This window comes from Dorea ammoniilytica (genome assembly GCF_025567415.1).
GTDB lineage: Bacteria > Bacillota > Clostridia > Lachnospirales > Lachnospiraceae > Claveliimonas > Claveliimonas ammoniilytica.
Window position 1 is genome coordinate 212,240 of record NZ_JAOQJV010000001.1, and the last position, 18,852, is coordinate 231,091.

Annotated in this window: 15 protein-coding genes; 14 read left to right on the forward strand and 1 reads right to left on the reverse strand. The window is 44.1% G+C overall.

Features of this window, described 5'->3' with window-relative positions:
- Positions 1-21 precede the first annotated feature (21 nt).
- The 13 genes from OCV65_RS01030 to OCV65_RS01090 all read left to right on the forward strand — a co-directional run bounded on the left by OCV65_RS01030 (position 22) and on the right by OCV65_RS01090 (position 17,318).
- Entirely contained in the window at positions 22-1,368 is a 1,347-nt protein-coding gene (locus OCV65_RS01030) for an MATE family efflux transporter (protein WP_262580616.1), read from the forward strand.
- Positions 1,369-1,602: 234 nt separating this feature from the next.
- Positions 1,603-2,892: a phosphopyruvate hydratase gene (gene eno, locus OCV65_RS01035; protein ID WP_262580618.1), complete on the forward strand. Its 1,290-nt coding sequence runs from the start codon at positions 1,603-1,605 to the stop codon at positions 2,890-2,892.
- A gap of 221 nt (positions 2,893-3,113) precedes the next feature.
- Positions 3,114-4,241 (forward strand): aldo/keto reductase, encoded by a 1,128-nt coding sequence (locus tag OCV65_RS01040; RefSeq protein WP_262580619.1) that lies wholly within the window; start codon positions 3,114-3,116, stop codon positions 4,239-4,241.
- 3 nt (positions 4,242-4,244) lie between these two features.
- Positions 4,245-6,047, forward strand: coding sequence for an ABC-F family ATP-binding cassette domain-containing protein (locus OCV65_RS01045; protein ID WP_262580621.1), 1,803 nt, complete (start codon positions 4,245-4,247; stop codon positions 6,045-6,047).
- Between the two features lie 119 nt (positions 6,048-6,166).
- A complete protein-coding gene (ilvN, locus tag OCV65_RS01050; protein ID WP_118383760.1) occupies positions 6,167-6,664 on the forward strand; it encodes an acetolactate synthase small subunit in 498 nt (165 codons plus the stop codon).
- A gap of 95 nt (positions 6,665-6,759) precedes the next feature.
- Positions 6,760-7,779: a ketol-acid reductoisomerase gene (gene ilvC, locus OCV65_RS01055; protein ID WP_118383759.1), complete on the forward strand. Its 1,020-nt coding sequence runs from the start codon at positions 6,760-6,762 to the stop codon at positions 7,777-7,779.
- Between the two features lie 99 nt (positions 7,780-7,878).
- On the forward strand, positions 7,879-10,947 hold the full coding sequence (locus tag OCV65_RS01060; protein WP_262580622.1) for a glycoside hydrolase family 2 TIM barrel-domain containing protein: 3,069 nt from the start codon (positions 7,879-7,881) through the stop codon (positions 10,945-10,947).
- Between the two features lie 13 nt (positions 10,948-10,960).
- Positions 10,961-11,674 carry a response regulator transcription factor gene (locus OCV65_RS01065; RefSeq protein WP_262580623.1) on the forward strand — a complete coding sequence of 238 codons (714 nt, stop codon included), beginning with the start codon at positions 10,961-10,963 and terminating at the stop codon, positions 11,672-11,674.
- The gene (locus OCV65_RS01070) at positions 11,658-12,812 is read left to right on the forward strand and encodes a sensor histidine kinase (protein ID WP_262580624.1); all 1,155 of its coding nucleotides are present in this window, start codon (positions 11,658-11,660) and stop codon (positions 12,810-12,812) included. The genes OCV65_RS01065 and OCV65_RS01070 overlap by 17 nt, the downstream gene beginning before the upstream one ends.
- Before the next feature lie 75 nt (positions 12,813-12,887).
- Positions 12,888-13,553: an ABC transporter ATP-binding protein gene (locus tag OCV65_RS01075; protein WP_262580625.1), complete on the forward strand. Its 666-nt coding sequence runs from the start codon at positions 12,888-12,890 to the stop codon at positions 13,551-13,553.
- Positions 13,550-15,961 carry an ABC transporter permease gene (locus tag OCV65_RS01080; RefSeq protein WP_262580626.1) on the forward strand — a complete coding sequence of 804 codons (2,412 nt, stop codon included), beginning with the start codon at positions 13,550-13,552 and terminating at the stop codon, positions 15,959-15,961. Before OCV65_RS01075 ends, OCV65_RS01080 begins: the two co-directional genes overlap by 4 nt.
- 204 nt (positions 15,962-16,165) lie before the next feature.
- Positions 16,166-16,681, forward strand: coding sequence for a hypothetical protein (locus tag OCV65_RS01085; protein WP_262580627.1), 516 nt, complete (start codon positions 16,166-16,168; stop codon positions 16,679-16,681).
- Positions 16,682-16,757: 76 nt separating this feature from the next.
- A complete protein-coding gene (locus tag OCV65_RS01090; protein ID WP_262580629.1) occupies positions 16,758-17,318 on the forward strand; it encodes a hypothetical protein in 561 nt (186 codons plus the stop codon).
- 65 nt (positions 17,319-17,383) lie between these two features.
- Here the strand turns inward: OCV65_RS01090 and rpsT are convergent, their stop codons facing one another.
- Positions 17,384-17,647 (reverse strand): 30S ribosomal protein S20, encoded by a 264-nt coding sequence (gene rpsT, locus OCV65_RS01095; protein ID WP_262580630.1) that lies wholly within the window; start codon positions 17,645-17,647, stop codon positions 17,384-17,386.
- Between the two features lie 181 nt (positions 17,648-17,828).
- Between rpsT and gpr the strand changes: the two genes are divergently transcribed.
- Positions 17,829-18,794 carry a GPR endopeptidase gene (gpr, locus tag OCV65_RS01100; RefSeq protein ID WP_262580632.1) on the forward strand — a complete coding sequence of 322 codons (966 nt, stop codon included), beginning with the start codon at positions 17,829-17,831 and terminating at the stop codon, positions 18,792-18,794.
- The last annotated feature ends 58 nt before the right edge of the window (positions 18,795-18,852 follow it).

Below are 18,852 nucleotides of genomic sequence, written 5' to 3' on the forward strand. Positions count from 1 at the left end.
GTTACACGAAGGAGGTTTTTTATGGCTGGAAGAAAAGAGATGGATCTGACAACAGGCAGGCCGTTCGGTGCACTGTTCAAATTTGCGATTCCTGTAATACTTGGCAATTTATTTCAGCTTTTTTATACACTGGCGGATTCTGTAATCGTAGGGAAGACACTAGGAGCAGATTCTCTTGCGGCGGTAGGGTCAACCAGCATTATTATTTATTTTGTGCTCTGTTTTATCAATGGATTTACCGGTGGATTTGGTATCTGTCTGGGACAGCGCTGCGGTGCAAGAGACGAGCGCGGAATGCGAAAGAGTATCGCGGTATCAACGATTTTGAGTGTTGCGTTTGCGGTAGTGCTGACTGTTTTGTGCTGTGTGCTTTCCCATCAGATCATACGCTGGATGAAAATTCCGGCAGATATTGCAGTGGAGGCATATGCATATATGTTTGTCGTGCTTCTCGGTACAGGTGCGACCGTATTTTACAATATGATCTCCAATATACTGCGTGCACTGGGAGACAGTAAGACACCATTGTACTTTCTGGTCTTTTCGTCAGTGCTGAATATTTTCCTTGATATACTGTTTATTCTGCCGCTTGGAATGGGTGTCGCCGGAGCGGCATGGGCGACGATTCTGTCGCAGTTTTTGTCGGCTGTGTTGAGTCTTCTGGTGGGGATGCGACGGTTTGCGGTACTGCATCTGAGAAAAGCTGATTTTGCGAATTTGGGAAATGCAATGGTAGTGCATCTTAAGACAGGTTTCCCGATGGGATTCCAGATGTCGGTGATGTGTATCGGTCAGCTTGCCATGCAGATGGTGGTCAATTCTCTTGGGACTGCTGCTGTAGCAGGATACACAGCGGCATCGAAGGCAGACCAACTATCTGTTCTTGTAAATAATGCCATGATGACGGCAATTTCTAATTATGTGGCACAGAACTTTGGTGCAGGCAAGAGGGAACGGATTTGTCAGGGTGTTCGTGCCAGCCTGATTCAAACAGAGACGTTCAATGTGTTGATGTGTGCGGGCATTATATTACTGAGGCATCCGATTGTAGAACTTTTCATGTCCAATCCGACAAAGGAGATCTATCATTATTCGGATGCATATCTGACGATCGTGGCACCGTTTTATGTGATACTGGGACTGCTTGCTGTGTATCGTACTACTATTCAGAGTATGCAGAATGGCTGGGCACCATTTGCAGCGTGTATGATCGAGCTGGTAATGAGGATATCAGCAACAGTTGGACTTGTTGGAATGCTTGGCTATACATCAGTATGCATTGCAAGTCCTATGGCGTGGTTTGGAGCATGTGCATTACTGATTCCATGCTATTATCGAATGATGAAAGCATGGAAAAAAGATAAATAGAATATGCTAAATTGAGAAAAACAGTCCATTATACTGCGAAAATGATAGTCGTTTTCACTTGAAAAAATCAAAATGATGCGTTACACTATATGAGAAGTTAGAGAAAACTAACTCGCGTGAATAAATCATTTTGAAACTCCCTTTTCAATGTATGACTGGAGTGCTTACAGTCAGAAACAGCGGTCTGATCTGCTGACAGACCGCGGTAAATGGGAGCGGGAAGGAGCTAATAATATGGACTATTTACAGATTGAAAAAGTAATTGGAAGAGAAATTCTGGATTCAAGAGGTAATCCGACCGTAGAGGCGGAAGTGTATCTGATAGATGGAACAGTCGGCAGAGGTACTGCACCAAGCGGCGCATCTACCGGAGAGTTTGAAGCGCTGGAGCTTCGTGACGGAGATAAGGACAGATATCTTGGAAAAGGTGTGCAGAAAGCTGTGGAGAATATCAACACTGTAATCAATGACGCGCTGATTGATATGGACGCATCCGACATTTATGCAATTGACAAGGCAATGATTGATGCAGATGGAACAAAGGACAAATCCAAACTTGGAGCAAATGCAATTCTTGCAGTATCCATCGCGTGTTGCAGAGCGGCAGCGTCTGCATTAGATATTCCGCTTTACCGTTTCCTTGGCGGTGTATCTGGTAACCGTCTTCCGGTACCGATGATGAACATCCTGAACGGCGGCGCACACGCTGCAAATACCGTAGATGTACAGGAATTTATGATCATGCCGGTAGGAGCAGCGTCATTTAAAGAAGCGCTCCGCTGGTGTGCGGAAGTATTCCATGCACTTGCAAAACTGCTGAAGAGCAAAGGACTTGCTACATCGGTAGGTGATGAGGGAGGATTTGCACCGGACCTTGCAAGTGATGAAGAAGCAATCCGGTACATTCTGGATGCAGTAAAACAGGCTGGATACGAGCCGGGCAAAGACTTTATGATTGCTATGGACGCAGCTTCCAGTGAGTGGAAAGGCGAGAAGAAGGGCGAATATGTACTTCCGAAGGCAGGAACTAAGTATACATCTGCAGAACTGATCGAGCACTGGAAAGGTCTTGTAGAGAAATATCCGATCATTTCTATCGAGGATGCATTGGATGAAGAAGATTGGGAAGGGTGGCAGTTGCTTACCAAAGAACTTGGCGATAAGGTACAGTTAGTAGGTGACGATCTCTTTGTAACGAATACAGAACGTCTTGCTAAGGGTATCAGCCTTGGATGCGGTAACTCTGTACTGATCAAGCTGAATCAGATCGGATCTGTATCTGAGACTCTGGAAGCAATTAAGATGGCACATAAAGCAGGTTATACAGCAGTTACCTCCCATCGTTCCGGTGAGACGGAGGATACAACCATCGCTGACCTCGCAGTAGCATTGAACACCTGCCAGATCAAGACAGGAGCGCCGTCAAGATCTGAACGTGTGGCAAAATACAACCAGCTTCTCCGCATCGAAGAAGAACTGGGAAGTGCCGCAGTATATCCGGGAAGAAAAGCATTTAACGTATAAATGCAACATACATTACATGAATCAGTCCTTAAGTATCTTTTAACTTCATAAACAAGATGAGAATCCGCCGGGTGCAGTCGCACTTAGGCGGATTTTCATCTTGCGTGATAATCTGCTATGCAGAAATTGTACTTGCACGAATTTCTGATGGCTCATACAGTTGTATCAGAATCCAACATCTGGTAAGATAAATAACAGTAATGTTGAGAGGAGGAAGTACAATGTTTGAAGGAAAGAAACTTGGATTCGGACTGATGCGTCTGCCGCTTACAGATGCAAATGACAAGGGAAGCATTGATATAGAAGCATTAAAAGAGATGGTGGATGCATTTATTGAACAGGGATTCACTTATTTTGACACGGCGTGGATGTATTGTGCATTTAAGAGTGAGGATGCGGTAAAAGAAGCGCTGACAGACCGTTATCCGAGAGATCGATATACGCTGACCACAAAGCTGCATGCATCGTATCTGAAGAAAAAAGAGGATAGGGACCGCATTTTTGAAGAACAGAGACAGAAAACAGGCGTTGAGTATTTTGATTATTATCTGATCCATGCAATTGATCAGGAATTATATTCAATCTACAACGAGATGGACTGCTTTAACTGGCTGATTGAAAAGAGGAAGCAGGGACTTGTAAAACATATTGGATTTTCTTACCACGACAGTGCAGAATTCCTGGATCAGGTACTGACAGAACATCCGGAGATGGAGTTTGTACAGCTTCAGATGAATTATCTGGATTGGGAAAGTGCAGAAGTGCAGTCGCGTAAATGTTATGAGGTGGCGTCAAAACATGGCAAACCGGTCATTGTTATGGAACCTGTAAAAGGAGGAACCCTTGCTGATGTACCTGCGGAGGTACGTGAGAGCTTTGCAGCATATCATCCAGATCTCTCTGTGCCATCATGGGCAATCCGGTTTGTGGCAAGTCTTGATAATGTGGCGATGGTACTGAGCGGCATGAGCAATATGGAGCAGCTTATGGATAACATATCCTATATGAAAGAATTTGTGCCAATGAATGCCGAAGAAACCGAGCTGGTACATAAGGCTGCTGAAATGATCAAAGACAGCATAGCGATTCCGTGTACAGGATGTTCTTATTGTACAGAAGGCTGTCCGATGCAGATTGCAATTCCAGATCTGTTTCGCGTCTATAACAAGAGTAAACGTGGCGAAATTTCTGACGTTGAGGCTGACGAGGAGTATCGGCAACTGACAGAGTCTGGAGGAAAAGCCAGGGAATGTCTGGCGTGTGGACAGTGCCAGGTGGCCTGTCCGCAGCATCTGGAGATCATTAATTATCTCAAGGATGTGGCAAAATGTATGGAAAAGCAGGATTAGAACATGAACATAGTTAATATTGAGAATATCAGTAAAATATATGGAGAGAAGGTTATCTTTGACGAGACTTCTTTTGGTATCCAGCAGGGAGATAAGATTGGTATCGTTGGAATCAACGGAACCGGTAAGACTACACTCCTTCGGATGGTCAGCGGAGAGGAAGTTCCTGACAGCGGACAGATCGTCAGACAGAACGGATTAAAGATTGCGTTTGTAGTGCAGAATCCGCCGTATGATCCAGAGGAGACGGTTGATGCCTATGCATTATCGGGAAATCCGGATACGGACTGGAAGGTACAGAGTTATCTGAACCAACTTGGGATTGCGGATGGCACACAAAAGATGAAAGAGCTGTCCGGAGGACAGAGAAGACGCGCAGCTATGGCGAAAGTACTTGCAGGTGACTTTGATCTGCTGCTTCTGGATGAGCCGACGAACCATCTGGACGAGGAAATGATCAGCTGGCTGGAAGATTATCTGCGAAGCTTCCGTGGAACGATCCTGATGGTTACTCATGACCGGTATTTTCTGGATCGCGTGACGAATCGTATTCTGGAGATCAGTCATGGGAAACTCTATGGTTATCAGACTGCATATTCGGGATTCCTGGAACTGAAAGCGGAACGGGAAGAGATGGAGCTTGCATCCGAGCGCAAGAGGCAGAGCATCCTGCGCATTGAACTGGAGTGGGCGAAGCGCGGATGCCGTGCGAGAACCACCAAGCAGAAAGCGCGTCTGGAACGTCTGGAGGGTCTGAAAAATGGATCTGCTCCGGTATCAGACCAGACGGTGGAACTGGATAGCATTGAGACTCGCATGGGCAAGAAGACGATCGAACTGCATCATATTGCCAAGGCATTTGGCGACCGGGTGATCCTGAGAGACTTTGATTATATTTTTCTGAAGAACCAGAATGTTGGTATTGTGGGTCCGAACGGCTGCGGTAAGTCTACCCTGCTTCGGATGATCGCAGGAGAAACAGAACCGGATCAGGGAAGCGTCGAAGTGGGCGAGACAATCCGCATTGGTTATTTTGCGCAGGAAGAACAGGAGATGGACGACCGTCAGAGAGTCATCGATTACGTAAAGGACATTGCGGAATATATCAACACCAGAGAGGGACGCATCAGTGCATCTGCCATGCTGGAGAGGTTCCTATTTACCCCGGATATGCAGTATGCGCCGATCGGCAAGCTGTCCGGCGGTGAGAAGCGAAGACTGTATCTGCTTGGCGTGCTCTGCCAGGAGGCAAATGTGCTGATCCTTGATGAGCCGGGCAATAATCTTGATATACCGACATTGACAATTCTCGAAGATTTTCTTAATTCTTTTGTAGGAATTGTGATCACCGTATCCCATGACCGATATTTTCTGGATAATGTGGCAGACCGCATTTTCGCATTTGACGGACATGGCGGACTTACCCAGTATGAGGGCGGTTATACCGATTATCTCGAAGCATCCGGCGGCGGACATATGGCGAATGCCGTGACCGCACCGCAGATCAGTAAAGCAGATCCGGCACAGAAAGAAGATGCGAAGAAGAGCTGGAAGCAGAACCGTCCGCAGAAGCTCAAATTCAGTTACAAAGAGCAGAAAGAATTCGAGACGATTGATGACGATATCGCAAAACTGGAAGCGAAGATTGGACATCTGGATGAAGAGATGGCGCGCAATGCAACTAATTCTGTGAAGTTGTCAGAGTTGATCGCTGAGAAAGAACAAACAGAAGCGGAGCTGGAAGAAAAGATGGATCGTTGGGTATATTTGAATGACCTGAAAGAGCGTATTCAGAACGGAGAATAAAATAGATCAATAATTAATTCAAAAAGATGATTAGGATACTTGACAAACAGTAGGTATATTGCTATTATAAAAAAACAGAACGCACTCTGTTTTTGAAAAGTAAGATCAGGAGGTGCACAATGAAAAGAGTATTATCATTATTAGTAGATGATAATCCTGGAGTTCTGAGCAGAATATCAGGATTATTCAGCAGAAGATGTTATAACGTAGACAGTATCACAGCAGGTGTGACTGCCGATCCGAGATTTACAAGAATTACAATTGTAACAAGCGGAGATGAGCTGATTCTGTCACAGATTGAGAAGCAGGTCAGAAAGTTGGAAGACGTTGTTGAGATTAAGGTGCTTGCTCCGGAAGAGTCCGTATTTCGTGAACTGATCATGGTGAAGATTCGTGCCAATGCAGCACAGAGATCAGAAGTCAGCGCGATCGCAGATATTTTCCGTGCCAAGGTTGTAGACGCAGGCAAGGAGTCGCTGATCATCGAACTTACAGGCAATCAGTCCAAGCTTGGCGCATTCTTAAATCTTCTGGACGGCTATGAGATACTGGAACTTGCAAGAACCGGTATTACAGGGCTCTCAAGAGGAAGCGATAATGTAACGATTATCGAATAGTTATACCAGCAGAGATAACGATGGTCTCTAAATGCGGTGTGAAGAGCATCAGCATTTGACAATATATTTTATTATTCATTAGGAGGATGATACATATGTCAGCAAGAATTTTTTACCAGGAAGATTGTAATTTAGCTGAATTGGAAGGAAAGAAGATCGCTATTATCGGTTATGGCAGCCAGGGACATGCACATGCCCTGAACCTGAAAGAATCAGGATGCGATGTAATCGTAGGTCTTTACGAAGGAAGTAAGTCATGGGCAAAAGCAGAAGCTCAGGGACTGAAGGTTTATACAGCAGCAGAGGCTGCTAAGCAGGCAGACATCATCATGATTCTGATCAACGATGAGAAACAGGCTGCACTTTACAAGAATGATATCGAGCCAAACCTTGAAGAAGGTAACATGCTGATGTTCGCTCATGGTTTCAACATTCACTTCAATCAGATTGTACCGCCGAAGTATGTGGATGTTACTATGATCGCACCTAAGGCACCAGGACACACAGTAAGAAGCGAGTATCAGGCTGGTAAGGGAACACCTTGTCTGGTAGCTGTAGAGCAGGATTACACAGGAAAGGCTCTTGACAGAGCACTTGCTTATGGTCTTGGAATCGGCGGAGCAAGAGCTGGTATCCTTGAGACAACATTCAGAACAGAGACAGAGACTGACCTCTTCGGCGAGCAGGCTGTACTTTGCGGTGGTGTTTGTGCTCTTATGCAGTGTGGATTTGAGACACTGGTTGAAGCTGGATATGATCCGAGAAATGCTTACTTCGAGTGTATCCACGAGATGAAGCTGATTGTTGACCTGATCTACGAATCAGGATTCGCGGGAATGAGATACTCTATCTCTAACACAGCTGAGTACGGTGATTACATCACAGGACCTAAGGTAGTAACAGCTGAGACAAAGAAAGCTATGAAGCAGATCCTGAAAGACATCCAGGATGGTTCATTTGCAAAAGAATTCCTGTTAGATATGTCAGCAGCAGGTGGACAGGCTCACTTCAAAGCAATGAGAAAGCTTGCTTCTGAGCATCCGTCAGAGAAGGTTGGCGAGGAGATCAGAAAGCTGTACAGCTGGAGCGATTCTAACAAGCTGATCAACAACTAATCTAAATATTGAATAATAGAGATTACCGAGACCGTTGCGTATGCAGCGGTCTCTTTGCTATACTGAAAACAAGAATCGGAGACACAAGGAGGAAGACCTATGATCATACCACATTACTACGAAGACCCTCATATACTGCACGAGAATACCATGCCGAACCGGGCATACTATGTTCCGGCATCAAAGCGGATGGACAATCTGATCGAACACAGAGAACAGTCAGATCGTCTGCAATTGTTAAATGGGAACTGGAAGTTCCGTTATTATAAGAGTATCTATGATCTGCAGGATGAATTTTACAAGACTGATTATCCAGTAGAAGAATATGATACGGTTCCGGTACCGGGTGTATGGCAGAATTACGGTTATGAGTCTCATCAGTATATCGAATCCGATTATCCATTTCCGGTGGACCCTCCTTATGTACCGTTAGATAACCCGTGCGGGGCATACATTCATAAGTTTCCGTACAAAACGAATGCAGATGCGCCAAAAGTGTATCTGGAATTTGAAGGCGTGGATTCCTGCTTTTATGTGTGGCTGAACGGAACATACGTGGGTTATGGTCAGGTGTCGCATTCTTTGAATGAATTTGATATCACAGATCAGATCGCAGAAGGAGAAAATACGCTGGCTGTTCTGGTGTTGAAATGGTGTGACGGAAGTTATCTGGAAGATCAGGACAAGTTCCGTATGTCGGGAATCTTTCGGGATGTGTATTTATTAGAACGCCCGAAGCAGTGCATTTACGATTACACGATCCGTGCAGTGCCGGAAGCAGATGATCGAAAAGGGAAGATACAGATTCAGACCAGCTATCTGGATCAGGTGCTTCCTGTAATGGCAAGAGTATACACGGCAGATAACTGTCTGATTCACGAAATAACATTTGAAAATGAGACGGAGCTGGTAATCGATGATCCTGTGTTGTGGAACAGTGAACAGCCGTATCTCTACACGCTGGTTTTGGAGACGGAACACGAGGTGATCACAGAATATATCGGAATCCGAGAGATCCATGTCGAGAACAGCGTCGTCTATATCAATGGGGCACCTGTGAAGTTCCGCGGTGTGAACCGCCATGATTCCGATCCGGTAACAGGATTTACCATCAGCGTAGATCAGATGAAGAAGGATCTGGAGCTGATGAAGCGGCATAATATCAATGCAATCCGCACCAGCCACTATCCGAATGCACCGATGTTTTATCAGATGTGTGATAAATACGGATTTTTCGTGATCGATGAAGCAGATTATGAGAGTCATGGAACGATGAATCTGTATTATAAAAATGACACCCGTGAGGAGCGGACGAGCAGATGGAATGAGCTGATTACGGATAATCCGGAATATGAAGAAGCAGTGTTGGACAGAGTGAAGAAAATGATAGAACGGGACAAGAACCGTCCATGTGTCGTTATCTGGTCAATGGGTAATGAGAGTGGTTACGGCTGTACAACCGAGAAAGCGCTTGCATGGACGAAAGCGTATGATCCAGGCCGACTTACACATTATGAAGGTGCTTTGCACAAAGGGAAAAAGCGCAGATATGATTATTCCAATCTGGATCTCTACAGCAGAATGTATCCGCTCTATGAGCAGGTGGAAGAATACTGTGAATCTGAACCTGATAAGCCGATGATCCTGTGCGAATACTGTCATTCTATGGGAAACGGAGCCGGAGATTACGAAGATTATTTTGAAATGATTGAGACATACGACTGTCTCTGTGGCGGATTTATCTGGGAATGGTGTGATCATGCTATTTACAAAGGAACGGAAGAGAATGGAAAGGACATTTACTACTACGGCGGTGATCATGGTGAATATCCGAATGACGGCAATTTCTGTATGGACGGAATGGTATATCCTGACCGCACACCACACACGGGACTTTTAGAATATAAGAATGTGCACAGACCGGTTCGGGTTACAGAGTATAATCAGGCAGAAGGATATGTGATTCTGAAAAATGAGATGAATTATCTGAGTCTTCAGGAGTATGTGGACGTAGCATATGAGGTGAGTTGCGATGGGACACTCGTTGAATCCGGACAGCTGAACCTGACTGAAGTTCCTGCAATCAATCCGCATCAGGCAGGAAACATACAGTTACCTGTCAATGTGCCGGAGAAGGGCAGGGTCTATTTAAAATTGACCTATCAATTGAAACATGCAGATGCAATCCGCAGTCAGGGGTATGAACTCGGATTTGACGAGATATTACTGGAAAATGTAGATGGAAACAATCGAAGAGTTACAGACTGGCTTAACAGTAATATAGAAAATGCCGAAGCGATAGAAGTGGAAGAAACAGAGCGGCAGCTGATCGTGAAAGGTGCGCGTTTCTGTTATACCTACGATAAGCTTCACGGAATCTTTGGGCAACTGGAGGCAGATGGCAAAGTATTACTGGATCGACCAATGGAAGTGAATGTATGGCGGGCACCGACGGACAACGATCGGATTATCCGCGTAGAATGGCAGAAAGCAAGGTATCATCAGACAACAACGAGAGCCTACACCACGGAGTATGCAGTGACTGATGCCGGAGTAGAAATCCACAGTAAGATGGCACTGCTTGCAATCACAGTACAGAGACTTATGGATATCGATGCAGTCTGGAAACTCGATGCGGATGGAAGAATATCGGTAAAAATGGATGTCGTGAAGAATCCGGAGCTGCCGGAACTTCCGAGATTTGGTCTGCGTCTGTTCCTGAAAAAGGATATGGATCAGTTGGAATATTACGGCGTAGGACCACAGGAAAGTTATATCGATAAATGCAAAGCAGGCAGTCATGGAATCTATACGGGCAGCGTAACGGATCAGCATGAGGATTATATCCGTCCACAGGAAAACGGAAGCCATGCAGACTGCGATTACGTGATCGTGAAAGGAAGCGTACTTGGAATTGTTGCATATGGAGCGCAGTCATTTGCATTTAACGTATCTGAGTATACGCAGGAAGAACTGACGGAAAAAGCACATAATTATGAGCTTGAACCATGCGAAAGCACCGTGTTGTGTCTGGACTATAAACAGAATGGAATCGGATCGCAGAGCTGTGGACCGAGACTGAAAGAGAAGTATCGATTCGATGAAGAGAGCTTTACATTTGAAATGAATCTGAATCCATTGTATGGTACACTGAAAGCAGAAAAGTAGTGGAGGATAAGTCATGCGGAATACTATTCTGATCGTAGAAGATGACGAAATGGTCCGTCAGGGAATTGTAGATGCACTGCAGCTTCGTAACTGGAAAACGGATGTGGCAGCAACTTGCGAAGAGGCAGAGAAAAAGATAAAAGAGGATACATATATGCTGTATATTCTGGATATGAAGCTTCCGGATGGCAACGGGATTTCTCTTTGCCGGAAAATCAGAACCGCTACGGAAAATCCGGTTTTGTTCCTATCAGCGTATGACAATGAAAGCTATATTGTCGAAGGACTTGAAGCAGGCGGTGATGACTATGTGGTGAAGCCGTTTCGGACACTGGAACTTCTGGCACGTATCAAATCTTTGCTTAAGCATTCGAATCAAACTCAGCAGATGAGACCAGAAGGCATCCGGAGCGGACATATTTTTCTGGATTTGAACAGCCACACCGTGTATGTGAATGACCGCGCGGCAGACCTGACGCTGACGGAATACCGCATTTTATATAGTTTGATAAATAATGCTCCTGGTCTGGTCACACGGGGGAAACTTTTGGATCTGATTTGGGAGAACAATGATCATGACGTGGATGATAATGCATTGTCAGTGTATATGAACCGGATTCGCAGCAAGTTGACAGTCGATTCAGAGCCTGTGCCGATAGAGACCAGACGAGGACTTGGATATCGGTGGACAGACAGAACCGAGGTTGTGTATGGATCATTTTTCTAAAAAAGACATGTTAAAAATCACAGGAAAATGGCTCGTTATCTTTGGAACGATAATGATTATTTTCTGTGCATATCAGTATCGTCTGGGAAGTATGTATATTTCTCGGATGATATCGCTTGTTGGCAGCCTGGAACATCAGACAGATGTTGAGACTGCCATTTTTGGTGAATTTCAGGAGGAAGATTATCAGAGTGGATTGCAGAGCATACGGGATGCAGGACTTGAAAAGACAGGTGAGGATAACCTTTACCAGACGATTATATCTTATGGTAGAAATTGGTATGTTGTGATGACAGTAATGCTCTGTCTGACAGGAATGGCATATGATTGTTACCGGTGCAGGAAAAATGCTGCGAGAGCCGAAAAATATGCAGAACAGATACGGGAAGAAGAGCGGACCAGATTACAGGAAGAAAAAGATTACGTGATAAAAGAACGTGAGAAGATGGGAGCCTATATGGAGAATATTGCTCATCAGTTGAAAACTCCGACGGCAGGAATGATGCTTGGACTAGAGTATCTGCAGGATACGGAAGCAGATGAGCAGAGACAGAGAAGACTGGGGCAATGCATTAACCAGCTGGAGCGTATGTCAGACATGACGGCATCACTGCTCCGGCTTGCGCAGATTGATTCCGGAAAGATATGGATGAAAAAGAAGAAAGAGAATCTGTCGGAACTTCTTAATGAGTCAGTAGATGCAGTAGAGCCACTGAGGGCGGCGAAAAGTATCGATTTTCAACAGGAAATCCCTGAAGAAACTATGTTATCATGTGATGCATTCTGGGTCAGGGAGGCATTTAAAAACTTATTGAAAAATGCCACAGAGCATACACCGGAAAACGGGCAGATACGTATGACACTGGACGTTTCAATCGGGCAATATGATATCCGTATCTATAACAGCGGAGCAGAGATAACGATGGATCAGCGTGAAAAGATATTTGACCGTTTTTATCAGACCGATGGAGATAAAAAAGACAGTTTTGGCATTGGACTCCATCTGTCGCGTGAAATCTTTCGTATGCATCAGGGAACCGTACGCGTATTAGAATCGGATGAGACAGGAACGACATTTCAGATTCTGCTGCCTATATTTACAGCGAAAGACGCCGGCAGCAATCTTACAGAATTGTAAGATAAGATTAAGAGAACAGTAAGATACGTGCTTTATAATCTGAGTCAGAAGGACAGATCAAGGAGGTGGGGATATATGGATACAATAATTCGAATGAAACATGTAAGCAAGAGTTATCAGCTTGGACTAAAAAGCATCCAGGCACTGAAAAATCTTGATTTTACTGCGGAGCGCGGAGAGTTTGTGGCAGTCATGGGACGAAGCGGATCTGGCAAGTCCACTTTTCTGAAAATTGCAGGGACACTGGAAGATGCAGATGAAGGAAAAGTGTGGATCGGTGAGAAGGAGATCCAGACACTTTCTAGGCAGGAGCGGTGTGAGATGCGCCAGGGTTCTATCGGCTTTGTATTTCAGAAATATCAGCTTCTTCAGGAATATACGATCTGGGATAATGTCTGCATGCCTCTGTATATCGCACATCAGAATCCGGACAGGGATTATATTCAGCAGATTCTGGAGCGGGCAGGATTGTGGGAGAGATGCATGGATTATCCGGAAGAACTGTCTGGTGGCGAACAGCAACGAGTGGCAATTGCCAGAGCAATGGCGGCAAAACCGGAGATCATCCTTGCTGATGAGCCGACCGGGAACCTGGATTACCGCACCGGACAGGAAATTATGCGGATGCTTCGGGCATCCAGAGAAATGTATCTGCAGACGATTGTGATGGTGACGCACGATATGGAAAGCGCCAATTACGCAGACCGTATCGTGATACTGGAGGATGGGAAGCTGCGATGAAAGAAAATCACGGGATAAGGCATATTGAATGGAATATTAGTTTACAATGGATGAAACGCCAGAAAAAGTATTGCCTGATGGTGGTGTGGGTTGCCATTCTTGCGTGTATGCTGATGCAGACAGGCTTTCTCATTACAGATGGGATAAGCAGTGCAGTGATGAACCAGCGTAAGAACATCTATGGCGAATGGGAATATGGACTGGTAAACATGGATGCAGATTCGCAGACTTTAATAGAAGATCATCCATTTATCGAATCCAAAGGGAAGATTCAGATATATGGTGTGCTGGCTGGTTCTTATATGGACAATAAGCAGGCGAATATCGGAACGATGGATCAGACTGCGTGGAATATCGGATATTTGCAGATGTTAAAAGGGCATCTTCCGGAAAATGAACAGGAGATTGCTATGGAATCCGGCATGCTTACCGCGCTTGGTTACCAGGGAGAGCCGGGGGAGAAGATTACGTTAAATATCGTTACTACGACTGCGTATCAGAATGATATGGTCGGAAAGGCTTATACCTATACATTGTGTGGTGTCATCAAGGACTATCAGGTCAACTGGGACATCTGTAACCGGAATCGGTTTCCGACAGGAATTGTGACAAAAGCAGGAGCAGAGCGGATTGGCAGTCCATTGGAGTCTCATATGCTGATTCGGGCAGACAAGGGAGACTCGGTTTATGAAGATTTGAAGAAAAGCGATAAGCTGACCTGCGGTATGGAAGAAAATGCAAAATGGAATCAGGATGTGGTGAAGCAAATGCCATATATCGGATTTCTTCAGGCAATCCGTGTGGTAATCGCAGTAGCGGCAGCCTGTGTGTTGTATCTGATGGTGTCGCACTCTGTTCAGAAACGTCAGGAGATGTGGAAGATTCTGGATGCACTTGGAATGGAGAAGAAGCAGATGTACCAGATACTGATCTTTGAAGCCTGTGCGTGTTATCTGATTGCGTCTATAACCGGAATGGGTCTCGGTACATTGACGTACCTGGCAGCTATGAAAGGATGGGAGAAGATACTTGGCTATCCGTTAGCTGCAAAAGTGACCGGAAAAGCATATGCAGGAACACTATTATACAGCTTTTTCGTATTTTCATTTAGTTATTTCTTTTCATGCATGAAATTAAATAAATTCAGGAAAGGAGGTACAGACCGCCAGAAAATTAAATTATCAAAAAGAAAAAATCAGATTACCAGACTGACACCTCTTTCTATGGTGCTGTGTGACTGGAATTACAGAAAACTGCGTAAAGGCATACAGATTCTGCTGATAGCAAGCGTATTAGTGATGTGCGGTACGGGGTATCTGGAGATACGGTCGGACTGGGAAGAACTTGCAAGAGACCGTCAGTATACAGGCAATGGATATATGTTAAATGTGCAGCCGGATTCAAACACACAAGGGATTAGTAAACTTACAGTTCAGACATTGTCTCAGATTGAAGGTGTGGAATCGGCAGAAGCATATTATTCTACAGATAGTGACGAACGTAATGAAACAGAATATACCATTGATTTGTCGGAGTATGAACAAAGCCCATATATTGAAAAAATACTGGAGACAGAGCAGCTTTTTAAGGAAAATGTGAATGCTCATAACATTTCTTTTCATGCACTGGGAGTCACGCGCTGGGAAGATCTGCAGAGATTCCTGGCAGATGTTCAGGAAGGAACCGTTACACGAGAAGAATTTGAAAGCGGCAACTTCTGTATCCTTGTATTAAGTCCACTTCGAGAGCAGGACGATATGGAAGGCATATATCTGCCGTGGTATATAAAAGAAATGGTGAAAGACAGTGACATTCGGGAATCACAGATCAAAGCCGGTGATCAGTTATCTGTTACCTATCATGGAAAAAAAGAAGTGCAGACGAAGCAGATGCGGGTTAATGCAATTTTGCGCGCATCTTCCGAAAAAAATATACATCCACCTTATCCTGCCAGCAGTGGTATCTGTGCGGTCACAGGAAAGAATTTCTGGAAACAATATGGCATAAATACCGTGGATGATTATTGTGAGAAGGTACGGATATTGGTAGATGATACAGCGGATGCTTACGATGCAGAGACGCATATACTAAGCTGTGTGAAAAAGGCTGGAAATATCGACCTGATCAATTACCATGAAGAGTATGCAGGCAGACAGCAGACCTGCTATTCCGTTACAGGCACATTCATTATCTTTGGAATATTTTATCTTATCATGGTGGTTATCGTGGTAAGCCAGCTGTTGGAAGCGGAACGCCAGGACAAGGCGAGAAATCATCAGATATTATATGCGCTTGGAATGGAAGATGCATTTTTAAAGAAAATGAGATGCATTGAAGTGGTTCTGGAATGTGGAATAGCACTGGTATTAGGTGTGGCAGTGCTAATAAGTTACTATATGATGAAGTAAAGGAGAAAGATAATATGAAGAAAAAAATATGTTCTATTATGCTCGTTATGATGTTAAGTTTAAGTTTTAGCTCTATGATGGCTTCAGCGGCAGAAATACAGCCATAAGGAGCATTAGGAATTAGTGTTTCAATATCTGGTATTTCACTTGGATTTTCAGGTGGAAATTATGACTCTCAAGCAATAACATATAGGTATTAAGGATATGTATTATGAAAAGTTGAAATGTATAATAAAAGTATTTGCAATCATAATATTGATAGTTATAACGAGTATTTTTGTTGTAAATCAATATATTTTTATGACAAGAGATATACGTGAATTAGCACCGTTTCAACTCGGAGAAAATGATATTGTTGAAAGTGAGACTAAAAATACAATTGTTATTATTTCTAAAAACCCTGCAAAACCTGATACGGCAACAGTGAAAATAATACAGAAGACTGTTTTTCGTCCGTATAACGAGGAAAATATAATAACAATAAATGCTAAGGATTATTATATTGAGTATTTTAATACAAACGTATATGATATTAAATTTGGAAAAAAGGGTGAAGGAATTAATATGGGAGGTCCCAAGTGGGTGGGGGAAAATTATTTCACATGGCTCAATAATTATGGATTCTTCCCTAAAGTGACGGAAATAGAGATAGAGTATGTTTTTGATAATGTTAAAAGTGTAGAGAATCTGGAAGTTCAAGTTGGAGTAGTAAGAAGATAACGGATGATGCCTGAACTCGTTGTGATGACGGGGTTGGGCGTGCTGTGTATTCTTAAATGGAAAGGGGAAATGGTATATGAAGCGTAATATACGAATAATTGTGATGGGAGCTTTTGTGATAAATGCGTTAATTGGCTGTTCTAAACAGAATGAAGTTCCTGATTCTACTACAAAATTATTACATGCTATCGTGGAATCTCCGAATGAAGAGTTATATCATGCTCAGCCTACTGAAATAGGAATAGGAACAGATGTACCAGATGAAGAGGAAATAGAAGCAACACAGAAAGCAGTGGAAGAAGAGAAAAATGCCTGGGATGAGACAGTGGGAGACTGCTTTGCAAAAGGAATGTTTGATACATTCTTGAACAGTCAGGAACGGATTTATTTTCTGGGAGCTTCTGATGTGAATGGCTGTCAGACATCTGTAAAAAAGATTGAACTTGTTGAGAAAAATGATAATATACAGCACATAAAAGTGACAGTGCAGGCAGAGACAAGTGATTATAAGGAGGCTGAGACGAAAGACTTCGAGACGGAGTGGAGAGTTATCTATGATAAGGATGATCCGGAACTGATACAGACGATAGAACTGACAGATGATGACGGGTTCTGGGAGTGGAATGTAAAAAAATAAACAAAAAAGACATCCATCATGACGGTAATGGATGTCTTTTGTTTCGTTTACTTTATTCAAATAAATTAAGCGATTTCGTTTACAGCTTTTGATAAACGTGCAATCTTTCTTGAGCAAGTGTTCTTGTGGTAAACTCCCTTAGAACCAGCTTTGTTGATCTCAGAAATAGCAACCTTCAGTGCGTCCTGAGCAGCAGTAGCGTCTTTCTTTGCTACAGCAGTCTCAACTTTCTTTACGCAAGTCTTAACCTTAGATTTGATCGCTTTATTTCTTGCAGCCTTTGTCTCGTTTACTAAAATTCTTTTCTTTGCAGATTTGATGTTAGCCAATTTGTCCACCTCCGATATCATGGATTAATTATAATTTCATTCATGTTTATCAGAACAGACACGGACGCTCTGATAAAACGTACTTAATTATATTAGAATAATTAGGTGTGCTTGTCAATACATATTTTGACAAAAGCTGTAAAAACTAATGGAAAATGAGTATGAAGGAGAGAGACTAGGTATGATCGACAAGTTCAATGTGCGTACGGATCTTGCATTGGAAGAAAAGGAACGGTTTGAATCGGATGATGTAGAGATATCAGGCGTGGTGTTGGAGGAACATTATGATGAGCAGAAGGAGATCCGCATCACGATGGTGAAGATTGAGACAGAGAAGGGGGCAAGAACCATGGGGAAGCCTGTAGGGAATTACCTGACGCTGGAGGCACCGGGGATGGCGGATGATAACGAAGAGATCCACCGGGATATTTCGGATGAACTGGAGAAGCTGCTCAGACGCATTTTGAAAGATCATAAGGGAAAGCAGGAGTCGGTGCTGGTAGTGGGACTTGGCAACCGGATGGTGACACCGGATGCACTGGGACCGTACGTGGCAGATCATCTGAATATCACCCGTCATGTGATCCGTGAGTATGGCAGGTATGCATTACATGATCAGCGGATGCGTCTGGTCAGCGCGATTGTGCCGGGAGTGATGGGACAGACCGGCATGGAGACGGTAGAAATTGTGAAGGGAATTGTGAAAGAGACGGAGCCGGATCTTGTAATCGCGATTGATGCGTTGGCTGCGCGGAATACGAAGCGACTGAACCGCACGATCCAGGTGGCAGATACTGGGATCCAGCCGGGATCCGGCGTTGGGAATCACCGCAGTGCGATCTGTCAGGAGACATTGGGGATTCCTGTAATCGCAATCGGTGTGCCAACAGTGGTAGATGCAGCGACAATCGTTAATGATTCTATGGAGAATCTGATTCAGGCACTGGAGACTTCGGAGGCGTTGCGTGGTGTCGGACTGGTATTACAGGGATATAATGCCACGGAAAAATACGAATTGGTGAAAGAACTCATTTCCCCACATTTGAATGGAATGTTCGTGACGCCAAAGGATATCGATGATACAGTGAGGCGGATCAGTCGGATTGTCTGTGATGCGATCAATCAATTGTGTGTATGTGTGGAATAAATGCAGATGTATTGGCATATTTTACACCGGGACGGCATAGGATAACAGCAGTACGGCA